The sequence below is a fragment of the Acinetobacter sp. WCHA39 genome (assembly GCF_002165385.1).
GTDB lineage: Bacteria > Pseudomonadota > Gammaproteobacteria > Pseudomonadales > Moraxellaceae > Acinetobacter.
In genome coordinates this window covers 31339-50071 of record NZ_NHRP01000009.1, presented here as the reverse complement: position 1 = coordinate 50071, position 18733 = coordinate 31339, and the positions used below count along the sequence as shown (strand labels likewise).

Here is an 18733-nt window from a genome sequence, read left to right as displayed (position 1 = left end):
AGAACAAAGATGGTTACTGCTGGCGAAAAACCTGGAACTGGCTTCTATTTTTGTGTTCAATGCGGACATCGCACCTATTTAGAAATTGGTACTGATCGTTTACCTCCGTGTACCAAATGCCTTGGCAATCAATTCAACAGTAAGAATGCCTAAGCCGCAAACACCAAACAGTTACCCACTGTTTTGATGAAAGCCCTGTCACTCGATAGGGCTTTTTTGTTACTGTAAAATATGAAATAACAAGATAGCGATATCTGACAAAAATAAGGAAAACCCAGATGGAAACAATTTTAGGACTTTGTATCGGCGTAGGATTAAGCGCAGCCTGTGGTTTTCGTGTCTTTGTTCCTTTATTGGTGATGAGCATTGCAACCCTGATGGGCTGGTATGAACCTGCAAAAGGTTTTGAATGGTTAGCGATCCCTGCCGTATGCGCTGCACTTGGATTTGCAACCATCTGTGAAATCGCAGCTTATTATGTGCCGTGGGTCGATAATCTCTTGGATACCATTGCCACGCCTGCTGCTGTAGTGGCAGGCACACTTAGTACGATGGCGGTCAGTAGTGGAGAAATGTCACAATTTGCGACGTGGGCAGCCGCGCTGATCGTGGGTGGCGGAACAGCAGGTGTGGTGCAAATGAGCACGGTAGCTGCACGTGGCGTTTCAACTGCAACCACTGGTGGACTGGGGAATTTTGTAGTGGCAACGGGGGAGTTGATTGGCTCAATTGTCTTGTCGATCTTGGCATTTGTGATGCCTGTCGTGATTACGGTATTTGTGATTATTCTGGTGATTGTGGTTGCACGTTGGATACATAAAAAGAGAAAAAATCAGATCAATCCGTCAGCGTGTTAATAACACTCGAAAAATCATAAGGAAGCGAGTAAATTACACACACATTTTGATGGTGCGTTGGCGTTTATGGCATTTACTTGGATTCTATTCACGATCATGGCTGCGTTTATGCAGGCGTGGCGCAACGCATTTCAAAAACAGCTCAGTACCACAGTCGATGCTTATGGTACGACATTGGCCCGATTTATTTTTTCTCCGATTTTTGCGTTTAGTTATTTAGCATTCCTTTATCTGCATCAACCTGTCACTGTTCAAGCCCATTTTTCCAATACATTTTGGCTTTATATAGTGATTGCAGGAATCAGCCAAATTTTTGCGACAGCGTTGATGGTGAAACTATTTCAACAAAAGAACTATGCGATTGGTATCGGGTTGGCTAAAAGCGAAGCGATTTTGGCAGCCTTGATTGCAGTGGTTTTTCTACAGGAGCGGTTGACCACTTTGGGCTGGGTTGGTGTATTGATTGGGGCAATCGCAGTTTTTTTATTGAGTAAAGGTCGACATAGTACGCAACTTTCCTTCAATACTTTAATCATTGGTTTAGGCAGTGGTTTATGTTTTGCCATTACTTCACTTCTGGTACGTGAAGCTAGTTTAGAGCTGAGCATGTTGCCATTTTTGCATCGTGCAGGATGGGTGTTATGCAGTTTGATTAGTTTTCAGTGCATTGCATTATTGCTGTATTTGGGAATCTTTAGTCGCAGTACGTTGTATAACATGTGGCAACGTCTTGGTCTGACCTTTCGTGTAAGTATTTGCAGTTTTTTAGCATCTTTGGGATGGTTCAGTGCCATGAGTATGCAAACTGTGGCGATTGTGAAAACACTGGGTCAGATCGAAATTCTATTTAGCCTACTGATCTCAGTATTTTTCTTTAAAGAAAAGTTGGCAAAGACGGATCATTTAGGTTTATGGCTGGTAATTGTGGCGGCCATTATGGTGATCTGGGCATAAATTTAGGTTTTAAATGAAAAAATACACATCTAGATTGGAATATATTGAAATTTAAATCAGCTATTTTTTATTGAAATGGAAAATAATTCTTATTTTTGGATGAGATATGCAAAATTATTTCATTAGTGGCGAAAAATACCAGTTTTTAGGAAAACAATCCCGCACTGATCTGCCTAAACTATGTCTCAAGGGTTGAGGAACGATTAAAGTTCCGTAAGGGGATCGAAAAGAGTAGCATGCACCGATGCTTATAAAGCAAGTGTGTACAAACCCAAAAGGTCTCGATTCGGCTTAGGACGCTATAGATCAAAAGTCTATAGGCAAAGGTTATGGCTTACAAAGTCATAGGTGTTGAAGTAAACAACATGTTTTCCCTTGATACCCTAAAAAATTTAATATAAACAGAATATGACCAATCAGATATAAATAATAAAAACCCGATCAATGAATTTAAATATAAGTGTGAAATAGGTCTTATAATATTTATTTTTTTGAATATAAAATCCTGTTTTTATAATAAAAAACAAAATGATATAATTCAAACTAGAAAATTGATCATATTGGAAGAGGTCATAAAAATAATGAAAGAATTCGATCTTAAAATACGTTATCCGCATCAAACTAATCGAAATGAAGCTGATCATTTGGGTGCTTTTGATTTAGAAACGATCGTTACTCGTTTCGATGAGATGGGATGGCGTCAGCAATTGGTTCGTCAGTTACAGCTAGATGGTGTAAGTACCAGCTTTATTGTACGAGATGATTACACTGAACAAACCTTACGCATCACAATAGATGCCTTTTCACAAACACAGCAGCTTGAATTTAAATTAGAAAGCGATATTCCTGTGTTTATTCCTAAAAAAGATTTATTCGGATTGGTGACACGTAAGAGCAAAGACACGATTTCTTTTAATTACTTAACGTTGAGTCGTGCCAAAGAATATTTGATTACTTTTTTAAATCGAGACATTGCAACTTTAGAGCAGCTTTATAAAGACAGTTTAAATAAAGCGATAAAAACAGCATCATAAAAATATACGAGTTAATGTCGTAACAATAATAATCAAAACAGGCAACGACATTAACTCTAGACATCTTCAATCGCATTTCAATAGAACGAGTTCTCTGTTCAGGATTTCATCTCAAAATTCGTTTTTGGCTGAGAACTCGCTATAATTGCCCCGCTTTATTTAGAACCTTTACTGCTCATGCCCCTAAATGACAACTTTATTTATTTACCGCCGCAAGATCCACTTGAGATGATCTATGAGGATGAAGATTTAGTGGTGATTAATAAGCCAGCAGGGCTATTGTCGGTCATGGGGCGTTTGCCTGAACATCAAGATAGTGCGTATTTGCGCGTTTTAGCACAATATCCTTCTGCTAAAGTGACACATCGTTTAGATATGGCAACATCAGGATTGTTGATGTTCGCGAAGCATAGAGATGCTGAAGTTGCGATTAGCAAAATGTTCCAAGCACGAACGGTTAAAAAATATTATGTGGCACTTGTGCAAGGACAGATTCAGCAAGACGGCAGTGTGGAAGTGCCCTTGATTACCGATTGGGAAAATCGTCCTCGTCAGATGGTGCATTTTGAATTGGGAAAGCCTGCCAAAACGCTATTCCAATCGATTGAGTATGACGTGACAACGGATCAAAGTAGAGTGCGTTTAGAACCAGTGACAGGACGCTCACATCAGCTTCGTGTACATATGATGCATATTGGACATCCCATTATGGGTGATAAACTTTATCATCCTGAACCTGCCAAATTCCATTTTAAACGTATGGCATTGCATGCCACCTATCTTGCTTTCCAACATCCATTAACACAATCTGCGATCGAGCTTGAGTCGGTAGTTCCTTTTTAAAGTATGCTCAAAAGAGCATTCTCAAAGAAAAGCATAGTATGGCTAGTCAAATTTGAAGATCTATAATAGATTATAAAATCATATAATGTTTTGAGCCTTTGTTGGATGAGATGGATGCGAGTAGTTAAAAATTTCTATCCTTTTTTGATGATCATATAATTGTTGCGTCTAAAAACTGACATAAAAATAGGTTAATCTATAGCCAATCATGAAATTAAAACATAACAAAGGATATTGATATGACACGCGACTATGAACAATTTCCAGACAATGATAATGGTAATGTCTTGTGGCAGATGGTTGAAGATGGCAATGATCTCACTGAGCCACATGAAGTTGAATTTTCGATTGTGTTTGAAAAACAAGAGCAAGTTGAAAAATGTGCACTCCATCTGTTGCACCAAGAACAAAAGATCTCACTTTATCAAGAAGAGTTACACTCAGATGGCTCAGATATGTGGGTGTTGAATATCCATATTAATATGATGCTTGAATACAATGATATTGCAGACTTAGAAGAGTGGATGACACGTATTGCACAAGAGTTTGATGGTGAATATGACGGTTGGGGTTGTATGAGCTATATCTACGACGAAGATGAGTAATTATACCTATTCAGCCTGCATCTGCAGGCTGAAACATTTTTAATCGTTGGTAGGATGCAATTTAATCTTATTTACTCACATCCAAATAAAGACTTTCTTTGACTTCTTCCATCACGACATAGCTATGTGAAGATGCCGAAGCAGGTAGCTTTTTAAGTAAATCACCTAATAAACGTCGATAGGCACTCATTTCTTTTAATCTTGCTTTCACTAAATAATCAAACTCTCCTGAGATCAAATGACATTCCAAAACTTCGGGAATATCAACAAGGTCACGTGCAACTTGATCAAAAACATCACCAGATTTGGCTGAAAGTTTAATTTCTAAAAAGACCAAAAGACTGCGGTCAACATGGGTAGGATTGAGCCGTGCGTAATAGCCCATGATGATCCCTTCACGCTCTAAGCGTTTAACACGTTCTGAACACGGGGTGGTGGACAAATTGACACGTAAAGCCAACTCACTAATCGCAATCCGACCTTCACGTTGCAGAATATCTAAAATCAGGCGATCAATACGGTCTAATTTACGCATAGATTATTCCCTTTTATTTTAATTTTTTCACGACGAAAACATGAAATTACCTAGATTATAAGCCTAAAAATAGTGAAAAAAACTATTGATGCAAAAATATACTAGTTAAATAAACTAGTGTGCGTGAGGGATTGTTATGCGCGTCATCGTCTTAGGAAGTGGTGTTATTGGTGTAGCAAGTGCTTATTACCTTGCACAGCAAGGTGCTCAAGTGACTGTGCTTGATCGTCAATCGGGTCCTGCCAAGGAAACTAGCTTTGGTAATGCAGGGCAAATTTCCCCAGGATATTCGACACCGTGGGCAGCACCAGGAATTCCTTTTAAAGCAGTTAAATGGATGTTTCAACATCATGCACCACTAGCCATTAATATTGACGGCAGTATGTGGCAGTTACAGTGGATGGCTCAAATGCTGAAAAACTGTAATCCACAAAGCTATGCAGTGAACAAAGAGCGCATGATGCGTGTTGCGGAATATAGCCGTGACTGTCTGCGTGATCTAAGAACAAAAACTGGCATTAATTACGAAAATCGTTCTAGAGGTACGTTGCAAGTATTCCGTAATGACGCTCAGCTAGAGGCGGTGCAACGTGATATTCAAGTGCTCAAAGAATGTGGTGTGGATTTCGATTTACTTAATGCACAAGAGTTAGCACGCGTAGAACCTGCTTTAGCGCATACCGATAAGTTAGTGGGTGGTTTACATTTGCCCAATGATGAGACAGGTGATTGTTATTTATTCACTAATGCCTTGGCAAAACTGGCACAAGATTTGGGTGTAGAGTTTAAGTTTGATCAGAATGTTGAAAACTTAATTGTTGAAGGTGATGAAATCAAAGGCCTCATGGTCAATGGAGCAGTTTTAACAGCCGACCGTTTTGTTTTAGCTTTTGGTAGTTATTCTCGTGACTTCCTCAAACCATTGGCGCTCAATTTGCCTGTATATCCAGTGAAGGGCTATTCATTAACAATTCCAATTGTTGATCCTGCACTTGCTCCACAATCCACCGTTTTAGATGAAACTTACAAAGTTGCGATTACACGTTTTGATCAACGTATTCGTGTTGGTGGTATGGCGGAATTAACTGGCTTTAACTTGGGCTTGAATGAAGACCGCCGTGCAACTTTGGAAATGGTGACTCAAGACTTATTCCCGGGTGGTGATTTACAGCAAGCTTCGTTCTGGACGGGCTTACGTCCAATGACACCTGATAGTACCCCGATTATCGGTGCGACTCAGTATAAGAATTTATTCTTGAATACTGGACATGGCACTTTAGGTTGGACGATGGCATGTGGTTCAGGAAAATTAATTAGTGATCTGGTGATGAATCATCGCACAGATATTAGTACGGATGGTTTGTCCATTCAGCGCTATTCACACGCAGCATAATTACAGCGTACAAGGAAGTTTATTATGCCTCGCCCAATTACTGCTGTCATCCATACTCAGGCTTTGCGTCAAAACCTTGAGGTCTTGAGGGCAAGTGTTCCAGATAGCAAGGTGTTTGCTGTAGTCAAAGCCAATGCTTATGGACACGGTATTGAACGTGTTTATGAATCGTTTAAAACAGCAGATGGTTTTGCTTTACTGGATATTGAAGAAGCAAAACGACTACGTGCACTCGGTTGGACAGGGCCTATTCTATTGCTCGAAGGGATTTTCTCTCCTCAAGATTTATTTGATTGTGTCCAGTATCAACTCAGTTTTACCATTCACAATGAGCAACAAGTTGAATGGGTACAGCAGCATATTTACCCCGCACAGTTTGATATTTTCTTAAAAATGAACAGTGGTATGAACCGATTAGGTTTCAAGCCACAACAATACCGCAAAGTCTGGCAGCATCTGCAACGCCTTAATCATGTTGCTAAAATCACCCATATGACCCATTTCTCTGATGCAGATGGGGAGCGTTTTGATCAAGCTGGCGTGGACTATCAACTGACAGAATTTGAAGGCACCATTCAAGATTTACCTGGGGAAAGATCGGTGAGCAATAGTGCTGCCATCCTCAGATATTCATCTCAACTACACTCCGATTATGTCCGTGGTGGCATCATGCTGTATGGAAGCTCTCCCGATTATCCTCAGCATAGTATTCAAGATTGGGGGCTTGCGCCGACCATGAGTTTGCGTAGTGAATTGATTGCAATCCAACAGTTAAATGCCAATGAAAGTGTGGGCTATGGCTCGAATTTTGTCGCTGCGCATGCGATGACCATTGGTATTGTGGCATGTGGTTATGCAGATGGTTATCAGCGTATTTCTCCTACAGGCACCCCTGTTTTAGTCAATGGAATTCGTACTCGAACTATTGGACGAGTCAGCATGGATATGTTGGCAGTTTATTTAACGCCAGTACCGAATGCTGAGATTGGCAGTGAAGTTGTACTTTGGGGAACCTCCAAAACAGGACAAATTCTATCCATTGATGATGTTGCAGCAGCCTCAGGCACAGTTGGCTATGAACTCATGTGTGGTGTAACTGCACGCGTTCCATTTATCACTCAAGACTAAGGAAGTCATCATGTCACATTCAGATATCCAGAAAATCAATAGCACCGAAGTGATGAGTGCTGTCACCGTCTTTAATCAAGTGGTGTATTTATCAGGACAAGTCCCTAAAAACCCCGATTTAGATATTGAGGGGCAAACGCGTGATGTATTGGCAACGATCGAGCAATTGTTAGCCTCTGCAAATAGCGATAAATCACGTTTACTTTCGGTACAGCTTTTTCTGAAAGACCTAGCGGATTTTCCTAAGGTCAATGCGATTTATGTCGATTGGTTAAAAGACAGTGTTGCACCATCGCGCGCCACCATTCAAGCCGATTTGGTCAATCCAAAATGGCTGATTGAAATTGCAGTGATTGCAGCACAAAAATAAAGCGATCATCTTTATTTTTGTTTAAATGAGATTAAAAAAGAAGAAAAGTAACGTATTTGTCATAGATAAAAGTAAGGCAAATATGTATTTTCTTGCAGTCAAAATGAATGGGTCATTTATAAAGGACAGCTGGTTAAGCTCATAAATTAGCGACCGATTCATTTTAGGAAGTAGTAAAAAGGAACTTTTTTATGACGGTGATACATAATCAGTCTTCAGGTGATGATGCACCTCAAGACTTACAACGGAAACTTTCCAATCGCCATTTGCAATTGATTGCCATTGGTGGCGCGATTGGGACTGGACTGTTCATGGGTTCAGGAAAAACCATCTCCCTTGCTGGTCCATCAATCTTGTTTATTTACATGATTATTGGTGGCATGTTCTTTTTCCTGATGCGTGCATTAGGAGAGTTATTACTTGCAAACTTACAGTACAAATCTTTTGTAGATATGGCACACGATCTGATTGGACCGTGGGCTGGATATTATTTGGGTTGGACCTATTGGTTAGGTTGGGTCTTGGTTGGTATTGCGGACTTAGCCGCCGTGATTAATTATCTGGGTTTTTGGCTGCCTGATGGAACGACCTTTACTCCAATAGGACAGGCGCTGATTAGTGCGGGCTGTGTCTTATTTGTCTTAGCGTTGAATTTGCTTACGGTCAAATTGTTTGGTGAAGTCGAATTTTGGTTTGCTTTAATCAAAATTTTGGCAATTATGGGATTAATTGTGGTGGGTGGTTATATGATTTTCAGCCACTTTGTTGCACCACATGGTAGCGTTGCTTCATTTAGTAATATTTGGTCGCACGGTGGGATGTTCCCCAAAGGTTTAGATGGCTTCTTAGCAGGATTTCAAATCGCAGTTTTTGCTTTTGTTGGTGTGGAGTTAATCGGAACAACAGCCGCTGAAACCAAAGATCCTCACAAGAACTTACCCAAGGCGATTAATGCAATTCCGATTCGTATTATTTTGTTCTATGTCTTGGCTTTACTCGTGGTGATGTCTGTGACGCCTTGGGATCATATTCGTGCGGATAAAAGTCCTTTTGTTGAATTATTCTTAAATGCAGGGATTGTGACTTCTGCGATTATCATGAATCTTGTGGTGTTATCTTCGGTGATGTCATCCATGAATAGTGGTGTGTTCTCAACAAGTCGGATGTTATTTGGTTTATCGAAAGATGGTCAGGCGCCTAATGCTTTTGGTCGGTTATCAAAGAGTGCTGTTCCAGCCAATGGTTTAATCTTCTCTTGTGTATTCATCATGGGGGGCGCGGTACTACAATACTTCGTGCCAAACACGATTGAAGCATTTACCTTAGCAAGCTCTTTATGCGTGATTCTATTTATCAGCGTCTGGAGTCTGATTATGGTGTGTTATATCCGCTACCGTAAGTTACGTCCTGAATTACATGCCCAATCAACATTCAAAATGCCGGGTGGGGTGTTCATGTCTTATGTCGTGATCGCGTTCTTGATGTTTACTTTAGTGATTTTGGCGCTTGAACCCGATACCTTGAAAGCCTTATACATTAGTCCGTTATGGATTTTAATTTTAAGCGTGACCTATCGTGTGCTGTATAAACCGAGAATGCGCCGATTAGATGAAAAGTCAGTCGCTTAGTCAGATAGATTGACCGAACTAAAACACGGGTGTCTCTATCTCAATGAGGCACCTTTTTTTATTGAAGAGATGATGTATTAAAGAAATCTTAGCAAGAAAAAAGCATTTAGCACCACCAACCTTGGCAAGAGTCACCGACATAAAATACACTAAACAACATAATTGGCACCTTAATAAACTCTATATATAACAGTTATATAGAGTTTTTATTTTGTGTGACGTAATTTAAGGTGGGGTGGGGTACTTTGATTTAGGGTCACAAATTTATTGTGATGATCAACAATAATAACCAACATACATATGCTTAATCTAAGGGTATTTTACTGACTGGTATAATTTTATAATGAGAGGGGTGTTGCCTGAGGCTACGGTTTCTGTTTTGCCTTTTGGCGTAAGACGTACAAATATAAGCTTTCTACTTTTTCACGTGCCCATGGTGTGGTACGCAAGAATCGTAATGATGATTTAACACTTGGGTCTATGCAAAAACATCTAATTTAAATTTTGCGACTTAAGCCTTCAAAGCCACCGTAGTAATCATTGTCAACGGCATTCTTAAATTGCCCCCTTTTACCTTACAAATGGCAAAGAAAAATTAACCCCTTTGACCTCGTATTAAGTTTCAACCTGTGGCTGAATCCCTATTCATTTTTATCCTTCAAACGATAACTCTCACCGGCTTTGTTGCACAAAGCTGTTCTTAAGGGCTTCTTCGGCAATATAATTTCCAAATGAAGAAGCCTACACACAAAATCTACCGCACAACCAATTGGCCCGCATATAACCGAGCTCTCATTAATCGTGGGAATATTGCCATTTGGTTCGATCCAAAAACACAATGGTATGCAGAACCTCAAGGCAAACAAGGTCGAAGTCAAACCTACTCCGACATAGCGATTCAATGTTAAACGTTTAGGCAGGACACTATGGAAAAAATGGTCGGGCTAGCATCAGCGAAGTCTGGTAGAAACCAAGATGCACTGCATCAAATTATTAGGCGATAAACTCAATGCTCGGAATTTTGATAGCCAAGTCAACGAGATTCATGCGCGTGTGGCCATCTTAAATAAGTTTACGGAGCTCGGCTGACCTCACACCCAAGTTGCCACTTAAATTTGAATAACTTAGGAAGGCTCTATTTTTAAAATCTTTATGCAACAAAGCCTTGGAAAAATACGAGTTGTGATCGAACACATTAATAGTCAATTGAAAACATTTAGAATATTAAGTGAACGCTATCGAAATAGACGGAAAAGATTCAGTTTACGCATTAACTTAATTGCTGCACTCGTAAATCGGATAAACTTTCAATAATGACTTTCGCAAGAGATCTGGTCAATAAGTACTTATAAAATATTCTCTCATACTAAGAATAGGGAATATTATTAGTAATGGAACCGACATTGAACAATGGAAATTCGTTCATCCGTCACTTCATAAACTAATCTATGCTTCTCATCAATTCTACGGCTCCAGAATCCTGAAAGATTTGCTTTTAAAGGTTCTGGTTTTCCAGTTCCTTCAAAGGGTGTTCTTTGACATTCTCTGATTAAGGTATTGATACGTTTGAGTATCTTTTTATCCTGTGTTTGCCAATAGATATATTCATCCCAGGCATTTTCAGTCCATTCGACATTACGACTCGTCATCTTTAATCAACTCTCTTTGTTTGGTTTTACCTGCGCGTAATTGAGCAATTGATTCGTTTAAACGAGTGGTATTATTTGGAGATGAAAGGAGATACAACGTTTCCATTAAACTGTCGTAATGATCTTGTCCCATTACTACAGCATGACCGCCTTCTTTTCTTGTAATGAAAGCGACATCTGCATCATCAATAACTTTATCTAAAACAGATTTTAAGTTGTTACGTGCGTCTGTATATGTAAATACATGCATATATTTCTCCCTCATAAAGTAAGCTGTATTAAAACGCTACTGACTAGATGATAGTGATTGAACTTTACAATCTAAAATGTACAGGATTCTGTACATGTTGTCAATGTTGTAACAGTTTGATATCAAATAGGCTTTGTTGCAAAAAGATTTCATAACTATATGATTTTAAAAGTTTTGATTATTTTTTGATCCAAAATTAAATTTATTTAAATCAGTTGCTTACATATTTATACAACAAAGCCCCAGCCAATAGAAAAAACACCAAAGTTCACTACCAGATAGCGAGTTATAATTTAAATTTGAGTGAGTTGGGGGATGCTTCAAATTATAAATCTTTGTGCAACAAAGCCCCACTATTCTGAAATGACAGCTTTGTCCGTTATAATTGTATAAACATTTTTAGTATCTGGTAATCATGTCCTCATTGATCAATTTTCTATCTCGCTTTAGTACTGCAACTCTTCAGCGCAGTCTGAGCTATGCTAAACACATTGATAGGGAAACGATTGAGTTCTTTGAGGACAAAGACGGGGTTACGATGTATGCCCAAATTGAAGGGACAGATTATTACGATACTGCAATTACCTATAATCCCCAAAAAGACCGTTTAATCGATGACGACTGCACTTGTCCGGTTGGATATAACTGTAAACATGCTGCTGCTTTAGCGCGGTTATTCTTTCAAGAATATCGTCAGGAATTTCAGCAGCGTTATGCTGACTCTCAATCCCCGCAGGGAATCGCAAAACGCCAACGGGGGGATGATCAGGCGCAGCGCTGGTTGAATGATTTTAAACGGTATTTACAACAGACTGAACCAGAGCAATCTGTCAAAACAAACAATTATTTAATTTACCTGCTAGATCAGTCTGTCAGCTTAAAGAAATTGACAGTTGATGTTCAGAAGGCCAGACGCAATAAAAACGGCTCAATTGCGGGGGAAAGTTATTATACCCAATATGAAAATATCACCAGAAAGCATCTGACTTTACCTGAACAAAAACGACAATTATTTAACCAGATTTATTATTATGCCAAAATAAACAGTGACGAACGCTTTTATCAAAGCAATCTCGATATCTCCGGAATTTTATTGGAGCATTTCAAATCTTTTATTCAAAGTGGCGATGTGTACTGGCAAAAAAAGAGCCATGCTGCACTTCAATGGTCAGAACAAGGCTACAACATCGAATTTAGATGGGAACAAGGGGCTAAACAACAGACTGAGCATTTAAATATTGAATTGGTCAATGGTGATATTCGACTCGATTTAAAATCAAATCCTCATATTCAGATTCTCGCGAGCCATCCACCATGTTATGTGGATATTCAACAGAACACGGTGGGCCAGTTATATGGTGAATATACGGCAAATCTTCTGTACCATTTTTTACAGATGCCTGATCTTCCAACTATGCTCTTGCCAGAGTTTGAGAAACTGACTCATCAATATTCAGACGTGAAAAATCTGCCTCGGCCCGAGTCTATTCAGCATATTGATGTCCTTGAGGGTAGTCCCCAGCCAATTTTACGCTTCGGTGTTTTAGATACATTTGATTGGAAATGGATAGAATCTGTTTGTGCTGAAATTGAATTCTCCTATGCAGGCGGAAGAATAAAAGCAGGTACATCAGGCGACAGTTTTATTGGTGAGCAGCATGGAAAAATGGTGCGACAGCTTCGGGATTTAGTTCAGGAACAACAGTCAATCCAGCGTTTACAGCTGTTGGTCGAATCACTGAAGTGGATGAAAGATCTTAGTTATGACCAGCAATTAAAACTGGATAAACAACGTCTTGATTCTATGGTTTTTGCTTTCTATGGAGACTGGATCAAACAGCTGATGCCCATCAATCAAATTGAATTGATGGGATGGCAGATAGAGCATCTGGAACACAGCCCATTTAAGCTGCAATATGTTGAAAATTTAAATATTTCTATCACTGAATCTGAAAGCCAACAAGACTGGTTCAATATCGGGGCGACCGTTCAGGACAGTGCAGGCAATAGCTATGATTTACTCGATGCACTTGTGGCTTTGGTGAAAGAACAGCCTGATTTACTTGATCCACGGATTTTTAGTCATCTGAATGACAGTCAAATTTTCACCCTGAAAACTGCAGCGGATCAACCAGATTTGGCTCTATCCGCTAGGGATATTAAGCCGGTATTGTTGCATCTGCAGAGCATTTTACAGCAAGAAGAGCGCAGTATTGATCGCTATGATGCGAGTCAATTATTAGAATTGCAGCATAATCTTGGGATGACATGGCAGGTCAGTGATCGCCTGCAGCAATTTGTACAGAAATTCAAACAAGGCTATCAGCAACAACTGCCGACACCACAAGGTTTTCAGGGGGAGTTGCGTCCATACCAACAGCAGGGCTTAGGCTGGTTGCAGTTTTTAAGGGAAACCCAGCATGGCGGGATTCTGGCAGATGATATGGGCTTGGGGAAAACAGCACAAACTTTAGCCCATTTACTCATGGAAAAGCAGGCTGGATATTTGCAGGATAGTCCCGCCTTAATTGTTGCACCCACATCGCTGATGCATAACTGGTTCAAAGAAGCGGAGAAATTTACCCCTGAGCTCAAGGTATTGCTGCTACAGGGGCCCGATCGCCATCAGTATTTTGAGCAGATTCCGTACTATGATATTGTGTTAACCACATATCCGCTTCTGGCGAGAGATGAAGAGCAACTAAAGCAATATGAATATCATCAACTCATTTTGGATGAGGCGCAGAATATCAAAAATCCGCGTGCCAAAGCTGCACAGGTAGTACGGCAATTAACAGCGCGACATCGTCTATGTCTAACCGGGACACCTATGGAAAATCATTTGGGTGAGCTGTGGGCACTATTTTATTTCCTGATGCCAGGATTTTTATATTCACAAGAAATTTTTAATAAAAAGTACCGTCATCCGATTGAAAAGCGCGGTGATCAGCAGTTAAGACAAAAGTTGGTCAACCGGATTAAGCCCTTCATTTTACGTCGCTTGAAAACTGACGTAGCCAAAGAGTTGCCAGAAAAAACCACGATTGAAGTCAATATTGATATGAATGACCAGCAATCCAAGCTATACGAGGCTGTTCGCGCCACGATGCAGGCAAGCATTCAGAAAATTGTGGCAGAAAAAGGCTTTAAACGTAGTCAAATTCAAATTTTAGATGCCTTACTGAAGCTACGTCAGGTGTGCTGCCATCCTAGCTTACTAAAGCTGGATTCAGTGAAAATTGGGCAGGCAAACTCTGCCAAACTTGAACAGTTGATGGATATGGTCGTTCCAATGGTGGAAGAGGGGCGAAAAATTCTTATCTTCTCTCAGTTTACCTCAATGTTGGAACTGATTGAACAACAGCTCCATCACGCAGAAATTGGCTATGTGAAGCTGACTGGAAAGACCAAAAAGCGAGATGAAGTCATTACAGCGTTTCAGTCTGGACAAGTGCCGGTATTTTTAATCAGTCTGAAAGCAGGAGGGGTCGGTCTGAATCTAACTGCCGCAGATACGGTCATTCACTATGATCCATGGTGGAACCCTGCTGCTGAAGATCAAGCTTCCGATCGTGCATGGCGGATTGGACAGGATAAGCCGGTATTTGTGTATAAGCTGATTACCAATAAAAGCATAGAAGAAAAAATTCTTGCCTTACAGCAAAATAAAGCAGAACTGGCACAGTCTATTCTAAGCACAGATCATGAGGGAGAAGCGAAACTGACGGAAAATGACGTGATGAACTTGTTTGAGAAATTTTAGTTTGGTGAACTGTACCGGGTTTGTCGGAGACTTTTTTATTTAAGTTAGGCCACCTAGCTTAACGGGTTAGTCTTATCATAGTAGACCGATAAATAATCTCTTAGATAGGCTGTCTGATGTTTTTAAAATGCCATAACGCCCGGAGCTTTCTTTCCAAATTCGTTTAATTTATTCAGCATGATGCAAATCATGTAGATCTCGCTTTGTTTGATGTTCCCTTGCGAAGCGAAGCTTCCCATCAACTAGATCTAGGGGTAATACCCCCATTTTTAATTAAATTAATAGGTAGAAGCTGCGATCGGTACAATCTTACAATTCGCCTCAACGCCATATAGGTCTTTATTGTTATGGATGAACTCCAGCATTATTTGTGTGGGCGTTCGAGCTCCACCTGGACGAAAAAAGTGGCTGCTTTACGGAGAATATCATTCGCACGTTGCACTTCTTTATTTTCACGTTCGGGCTGTTTAATACGTTCTTGATATGGAAGTTGCTGCACTTTAATTGAATTTTGTTGATCTAAATATTTTTGATACCAAACTCGTAAAGTTTCAGGAGTGCAACCAATTTTAGGCACAATCGCAGCCCAATTCGATGGATAATCTTTTTCAAATTCAATCAATAATTGAACCGCTCTATCTCTGATTTCAGGGGTATATTTAGGTTTTTTCATCGGATCACTACGCTTCGCTACGTCTTGCGAAGCAATGCGTCTCATCTCAGAAAGTTTGGTCTCCGACAAACCCGGTACGGTTCAGGATGGAGTACTTCTAGTATTGATATGAGACAGCCTTTAGAGGCTACTTTAAATACCTCAAGGCTTATTCATTTGAGAGCTACATTATAGAATAAGCTCTTCATAGAAGCTTTATGAAAGCTATAGCCAAATCCTAAAAACTATAGAACAATAGAGATATGGGATATTCAAAAGATTTTAAAGACAAAGTCATAGAAATTATGATTCGAGATGAAATGTCTGTGCGAAAAGCAGCACAGCATTTTAACATCTGTATACAGACAATTCAGAACTGGAAAAAGTCCACTACAAACAAACCTATTCCTGGGCGTCCAGCTAAAATTAGCAGAGAGCAAATATTGAAGGATGTTGAACAATATCCTGATGATTATCAGTATGAGCGAGCTGAACGTTTAGGAGTAAGTACTCATGCGGTATTTAATGCGTTACATGCCGCAGGAATATCCCGTAAAAAAAGACGTTAAAGCATCCTAAAGCAGATCAAAATCAACGTCAGCAATTTCAAAATCTCATAGAGTGCTTAGAAGGGAAATTACCTCTGATTTACATAGATGAAAGTGGTTTTCAAAGTGAAAGTACCAGAACTCATAGTTATAGCCTCCAAGGAACACGTGCTGAAGGTAAATTTAATTGGCAGTTGAAGAATTGCAGTAATGTGATCGGTGCAATCATTGAAAATAGATTGCTGACAGTTGGTGTGTTTAATTGTTCAGTGAACACAGAAGTATTTGAATGTTGGATTGAACAGGATTTATTACCTAAGTTGAAAGAAAGCAGTGTTTTGATTATGGACAATGCGACCTTTCACAAAGGGAAAAGACTTCAGGAGTTGGTACGTTGTGCAGGCCATTACATTGTGTGGCTTCCTAGATATAGTCCAGATTTAAATCCAATAGATGAACGATATATCGTGCAAGGTGGTCGCGAGTCAAGGCGATTCGAAATAAGTTTAGAGTTAAAGATATTGATAAATTATTTAAAGATTACTGTAATGATTTATTTGGTATTTAGCTATATTTAGTGCAATAAATGAATATTATGCTCAATCCTATTTTGGATCAGTTGGAGAGTCTCTGTTTGAATTTGTCCAGGTAATAGATTATGAGCGATATTGCTGAATCGGATTGCAACCTTACAAATCGAGCCAATAATTTCATCGACCTCTTGGGCAGAAAGTTCCGCTTCCTGAGTACCAAGTTTTACAAGAGCTTGTCGAGGAATATCCAGTGCCTCACCCATGATATCCATTTGATGATATCCACCTGGCCCTTCATAGAAAGTAACATCATAGGCAGGCGAGAGTTTCCATTGCCCATTTTGGGACATCAGAAATGAAAAGTTTTTACAATGGTCATCTCGATTATTGAAGACTACATTGAAAACAGCTCGCTTGAATGCAATTGCTTTTTCGCGAACATCATTGGTGCAAAAGTGTGCAGCGCGAAGAAAGTTACTGTAGTCTAAACTCCCTGGTGATTTAAAATCAGCTCCGGTGAAGGCCGCTAAACTTTGCATAGGGATACGCATACCATCATGGCGGTCAAATCTTTTTGATGCAAATGCGGTTAATCCATTCGGAAGGGTAAAATATTGAGTATCAGGGGTGTCAATATGACAATGACGCAAACATTCTGCATAGACAGCTTCAATTGCACAAACTTCAGGATGCTCTTGCTGAGCTGGAAATTTGATCAGCCAGGCTTCATGTTGATATGAGCTAACTGTTGAGAATTCGTTGGTGACAGGATCACGATAGACGAGCGCTTTTGGCCTTGCACCTTGTGGCGATCCACCCATAATTAATAAGTGCTGTAAAAATTCTGCACCTTCTCCTTTGAGAACTTCCTGAACTTCTTGAGCGAGTTTAATCAGTGGAATATTTTCAGTTAATGCTAACTCAGGTGCTGAAGGTTCAAAGGATAATGCCCCCATTGCATGTGTACTGATAGACATGAGTCGTTCTAATGGCCCAATCCGTGCTGGATTGAGTCCATTTTTTTTAAATAAGCGATCCATAAGAAGCATGCCCCAACCATCGGGCAAGGCATCATATATAGGACCTGGCAATCCCATTTGATGTGTAGGAAAGTTCGTTCTTAATGAGTCACCTTTTAATGGAAGTAGGTAAGAGGAAAGTTCTAAACCCTTACTGATCGCTTCTGCACTGTATTCAAAGGCGATTAATGGCCGACCTGTGATTGCGGTTGACGAGACCAGTGTACCCCAAAGCCAATATTCACCCCATCCATTGTAGTAAACATTAAGTTTTTTGAGCATGCACTTATTTCCTTTTGATACGTTGGCGAGCCGTATTGCTCTCATAGCGGAGAATGTCATTTACACTGTTTAAATGAGGTTTGAAAAGTTCCTCTAATTCTTTTAATCGGCCCAATACCATGGCAACGCGTACTAAATTTTCAAATGAAACATTTCGACCGGCTTCCAGATTAGATACTGTATTCACACTAATACCAGCACGTGTAGCGACGTCTGCCTGAGTCATTTCCAGATAAAGTCGTTCTTTGCGAAGCCTTTCACATAATAACGTGACAACCTCTTCAGATTTTTTGAAATTTAAATCCATAATATTGGGTCTTATATCTATATATATCTATTAAAACACAAAATAATGGATTTATAAAATAAGCCATTTGATCGGTAAGGAGGTGCTTAATTGGCCTGATTAGATCCTACTAGATTAAAGAATAACCCCCAATTTTTGGTCACTAATTTATTGTGATAATCAACAATAGTAACCAACATGCATATGCTTAATCTAAGGGTATTTTACTGACTGGTATAATTTTATGATGAGAGAGGTGTTGCCTGAGGCTACGGTTTCTGTTTGGCCTTTTGACGTAAGACGTACAAATATAAGCTTTCTACTTTTTCACGTGCCCATGGTGTGGTACGCAAGAATCGTAATGATGATTTAACACTTGGGTCTATGCAAAAACATCTAATTTC

At 39.7% G+C, this 18733-nt stretch carries 19 protein-coding genes and 4 pseudogenes; 15 read left to right on the top strand and 8 right to left on the bottom strand.

The features are described 5' to 3' along the window. Positions 1–9: 9 nt before the first annotated feature. The 6 genes from CDG56_RS06350 (at position 10) to CDG56_RS06325 (ending at position 4293) form a co-directional block, all read left to right on the top strand. Positions 10–153, top strand: coding sequence for a zinc ribbon-containing protein (locus CDG56_RS06350; protein WP_004637424.1), 144 nt, complete (start codon positions 10–12; stop codon positions 151–153). A 125-nt stretch (positions 154–278) separates the two neighbouring features. Further along, on the top strand, positions 279–857 hold the full coding sequence (locus CDG56_RS06345) for a DUF4126 domain-containing protein (protein ID WP_087547297.1): 579 nt from the start codon (positions 279–281) through the stop codon (positions 855–857). Positions 858–923: 66 nt separating this feature from the next. Continuing rightward, the gene (locus tag CDG56_RS06340; RefSeq protein WP_087547296.1) at positions 924–1811 is read left to right on the top strand and encodes a DMT family transporter; all 888 of its coding nucleotides are present in this window, start codon (positions 924–926) and stop codon (positions 1809–1811) included. 581 nt (positions 1812–2392) lie between these two features. Beyond that, on the top strand, positions 2393–2845 hold the full coding sequence (locus tag CDG56_RS06335; protein ID WP_087544482.1) for a hypothetical protein: 453 nt from the start codon (positions 2393–2395) through the stop codon (positions 2843–2845). A gap of 177 nt (positions 2846–3022) precedes the next feature. Next, positions 3023–3688 (top strand): RluA family pseudouridine synthase, encoded by a 666-nt coding sequence (locus CDG56_RS06330; RefSeq protein ID WP_087547295.1) that lies wholly within the window; start codon positions 3023–3025, stop codon positions 3686–3688. Between the two features lie 239 nt (positions 3689–3927). Beyond that, a complete protein-coding gene (locus CDG56_RS06325; protein ID WP_087547294.1) occupies positions 3928–4293 on the top strand; it encodes a ribonuclease E inhibitor RraB in 366 nt (121 codons plus the stop codon). 67 nt (positions 4294–4360) lie between these two features. Here CDG56_RS06325 and CDG56_RS06320 read toward each other — a convergent pair whose 3' ends face one another. Next, positions 4361–4828 (bottom strand): Lrp/AsnC ligand binding domain-containing protein, encoded by a 468-nt coding sequence (locus CDG56_RS06320; protein WP_087547293.1) that lies wholly within the window; start codon positions 4826–4828, stop codon positions 4361–4363. Positions 4829–4964: 136 nt separating this feature from the next. On the opposite strand from CDG56_RS06320, the gene CDG56_RS06315 reads away from it, so the two are divergent. The 4 genes from CDG56_RS06315 to CDG56_RS06300 all read left to right on the top strand — a co-directional run bounded on the left by CDG56_RS06315 (position 4965) and on the right by CDG56_RS06300 (position 9347). Further along, a complete protein-coding gene (locus CDG56_RS06315) occupies positions 4965–6221 on the top strand; it encodes a D-amino acid dehydrogenase (protein WP_087547292.1) in 1257 nt (418 codons plus the stop codon). Between the two features lie 24 nt (positions 6222–6245). Beyond that, positions 6246–7349, top strand: coding sequence for an alanine racemase (gene alr / locus CDG56_RS06310; RefSeq protein ID WP_087547291.1), 1104 nt, complete (start codon positions 6246–6248; stop codon positions 7347–7349). 10 nt (positions 7350–7359) lie between these two features. After that, complete coding sequence (locus tag CDG56_RS06305) at positions 7360–7719, top strand: RidA family protein (protein ID WP_087547290.1); 360 nt, start codon at positions 7360–7362, stop codon at positions 7717–7719. A 191-nt stretch (positions 7720–7910) separates the two neighbouring features. Then, positions 7911–9347 (top strand): amino acid permease, encoded by a 1437-nt coding sequence (locus CDG56_RS06300; protein WP_087547289.1) that lies wholly within the window; start codon positions 7911–7913, stop codon positions 9345–9347. A gap of 365 nt (positions 9348–9712) precedes the next feature. Here the strand turns inward: CDG56_RS06300 and CDG56_RS06295 are convergent. After that, positions 9713–9886: pseudogene (locus tag CDG56_RS06295) on the bottom strand (VF530 family DNA-binding protein); the annotation flags it as partial. A gap of 192 nt (positions 9887–10078) precedes the next feature. Here CDG56_RS06295 and CDG56_RS06290 point away from each other — a divergent pair. Beyond that, positions 10079–10436: pseudogene (locus CDG56_RS06290) on the top strand (transposase). 75 nt (positions 10437–10511) lie between these two features. Beyond that, positions 10512–10661: pseudogene (locus CDG56_RS06285) on the top strand (IS5/IS1182 family transposase); the annotation flags it as partial. Positions 10662–10732: 71 nt separating this feature from the next. Here the strand turns inward: CDG56_RS06285 and CDG56_RS06280 are convergent. Next, positions 10733–10996 carry a Txe/YoeB family addiction module toxin gene (locus CDG56_RS06280; protein ID WP_004907133.1) on the bottom strand — a complete coding sequence of 88 codons (264 nt, stop codon included), beginning with the start codon at positions 10994–10996 and terminating at the stop codon, positions 10733–10735. Further along, on the bottom strand, positions 10983–11246 hold the full coding sequence (locus CDG56_RS06275) for a type II toxin-antitoxin system Phd/YefM family antitoxin (RefSeq protein WP_000557943.1): 264 nt from the start codon (positions 11244–11246) through the stop codon (positions 10983–10985). Before CDG56_RS06275 ends, CDG56_RS06280 begins: the two co-directional genes overlap by 14 nt. A 415-nt stretch (positions 11247–11661) precedes the next feature. Here CDG56_RS06275 and CDG56_RS06270 point away from each other — a divergent pair, with 415 nt between their 5' ends. Continuing rightward, a complete protein-coding gene (locus CDG56_RS06270) occupies positions 11662–15009 on the top strand; it encodes a DEAD/DEAH box helicase (protein ID WP_087547288.1) in 3348 nt (1115 codons plus the stop codon). 87 nt (positions 15010–15096) lie between these two features. Here CDG56_RS06270 and CDG56_RS06265 read toward each other — a convergent pair. Beyond that, a pseudogene (locus CDG56_RS06265) lies at positions 15097–15682 on the bottom strand (transposase); the annotation flags it as partial. A 242-nt stretch (positions 15683–15924) separates the two neighbouring features. Between CDG56_RS06265 and CDG56_RS06260 the strand changes: the two are divergent. After that, the gene (locus tag CDG56_RS06260) at positions 15925–16230 is read left to right on the top strand and encodes an IS630 transposase-related protein (protein ID WP_087547287.1); all 306 of its coding nucleotides are present in this window, start codon (positions 15925–15927) and stop codon (positions 16228–16230) included. 47 nt (positions 16231–16277) lie between these two features. Beyond that, positions 16278–16787: a transposase gene (locus CDG56_RS06255; protein ID WP_143225684.1), complete on the top strand. Its 510-nt coding sequence runs from the start codon at positions 16278–16280 to the stop codon at positions 16785–16787. On the opposite strand, the gene CDG56_RS06250 is transcribed toward CDG56_RS06255, so the two are convergent. The 3 genes from CDG56_RS06250 to CDG56_RS06240 form a co-directional block, all read right to left on the bottom strand. Further along, positions 16784–18043: a type II toxin-antitoxin system HipA family toxin gene (locus CDG56_RS06250; protein ID WP_087547286.1), complete on the bottom strand. Its 1260-nt coding sequence runs from the start codon at positions 18041–18043 to the stop codon at positions 16784–16786. The genes CDG56_RS06255 and CDG56_RS06250 overlap by 4 nt on opposite strands. A gap of 4 nt (positions 18044–18047) precedes the next feature. Then, positions 18048–18350, bottom strand: coding sequence for a helix-turn-helix transcriptional regulator (locus CDG56_RS06245; RefSeq protein ID WP_087547285.1), 303 nt, complete (start codon positions 18348–18350; stop codon positions 18048–18050). Between the two features lie 248 nt (positions 18351–18598). Beyond that, the coding region (locus CDG56_RS06240; RefSeq protein ID WP_143225690.1) for a VF530 family DNA-binding protein at positions 18599–18733 on the bottom strand (135 nt) is incomplete at its 5' end.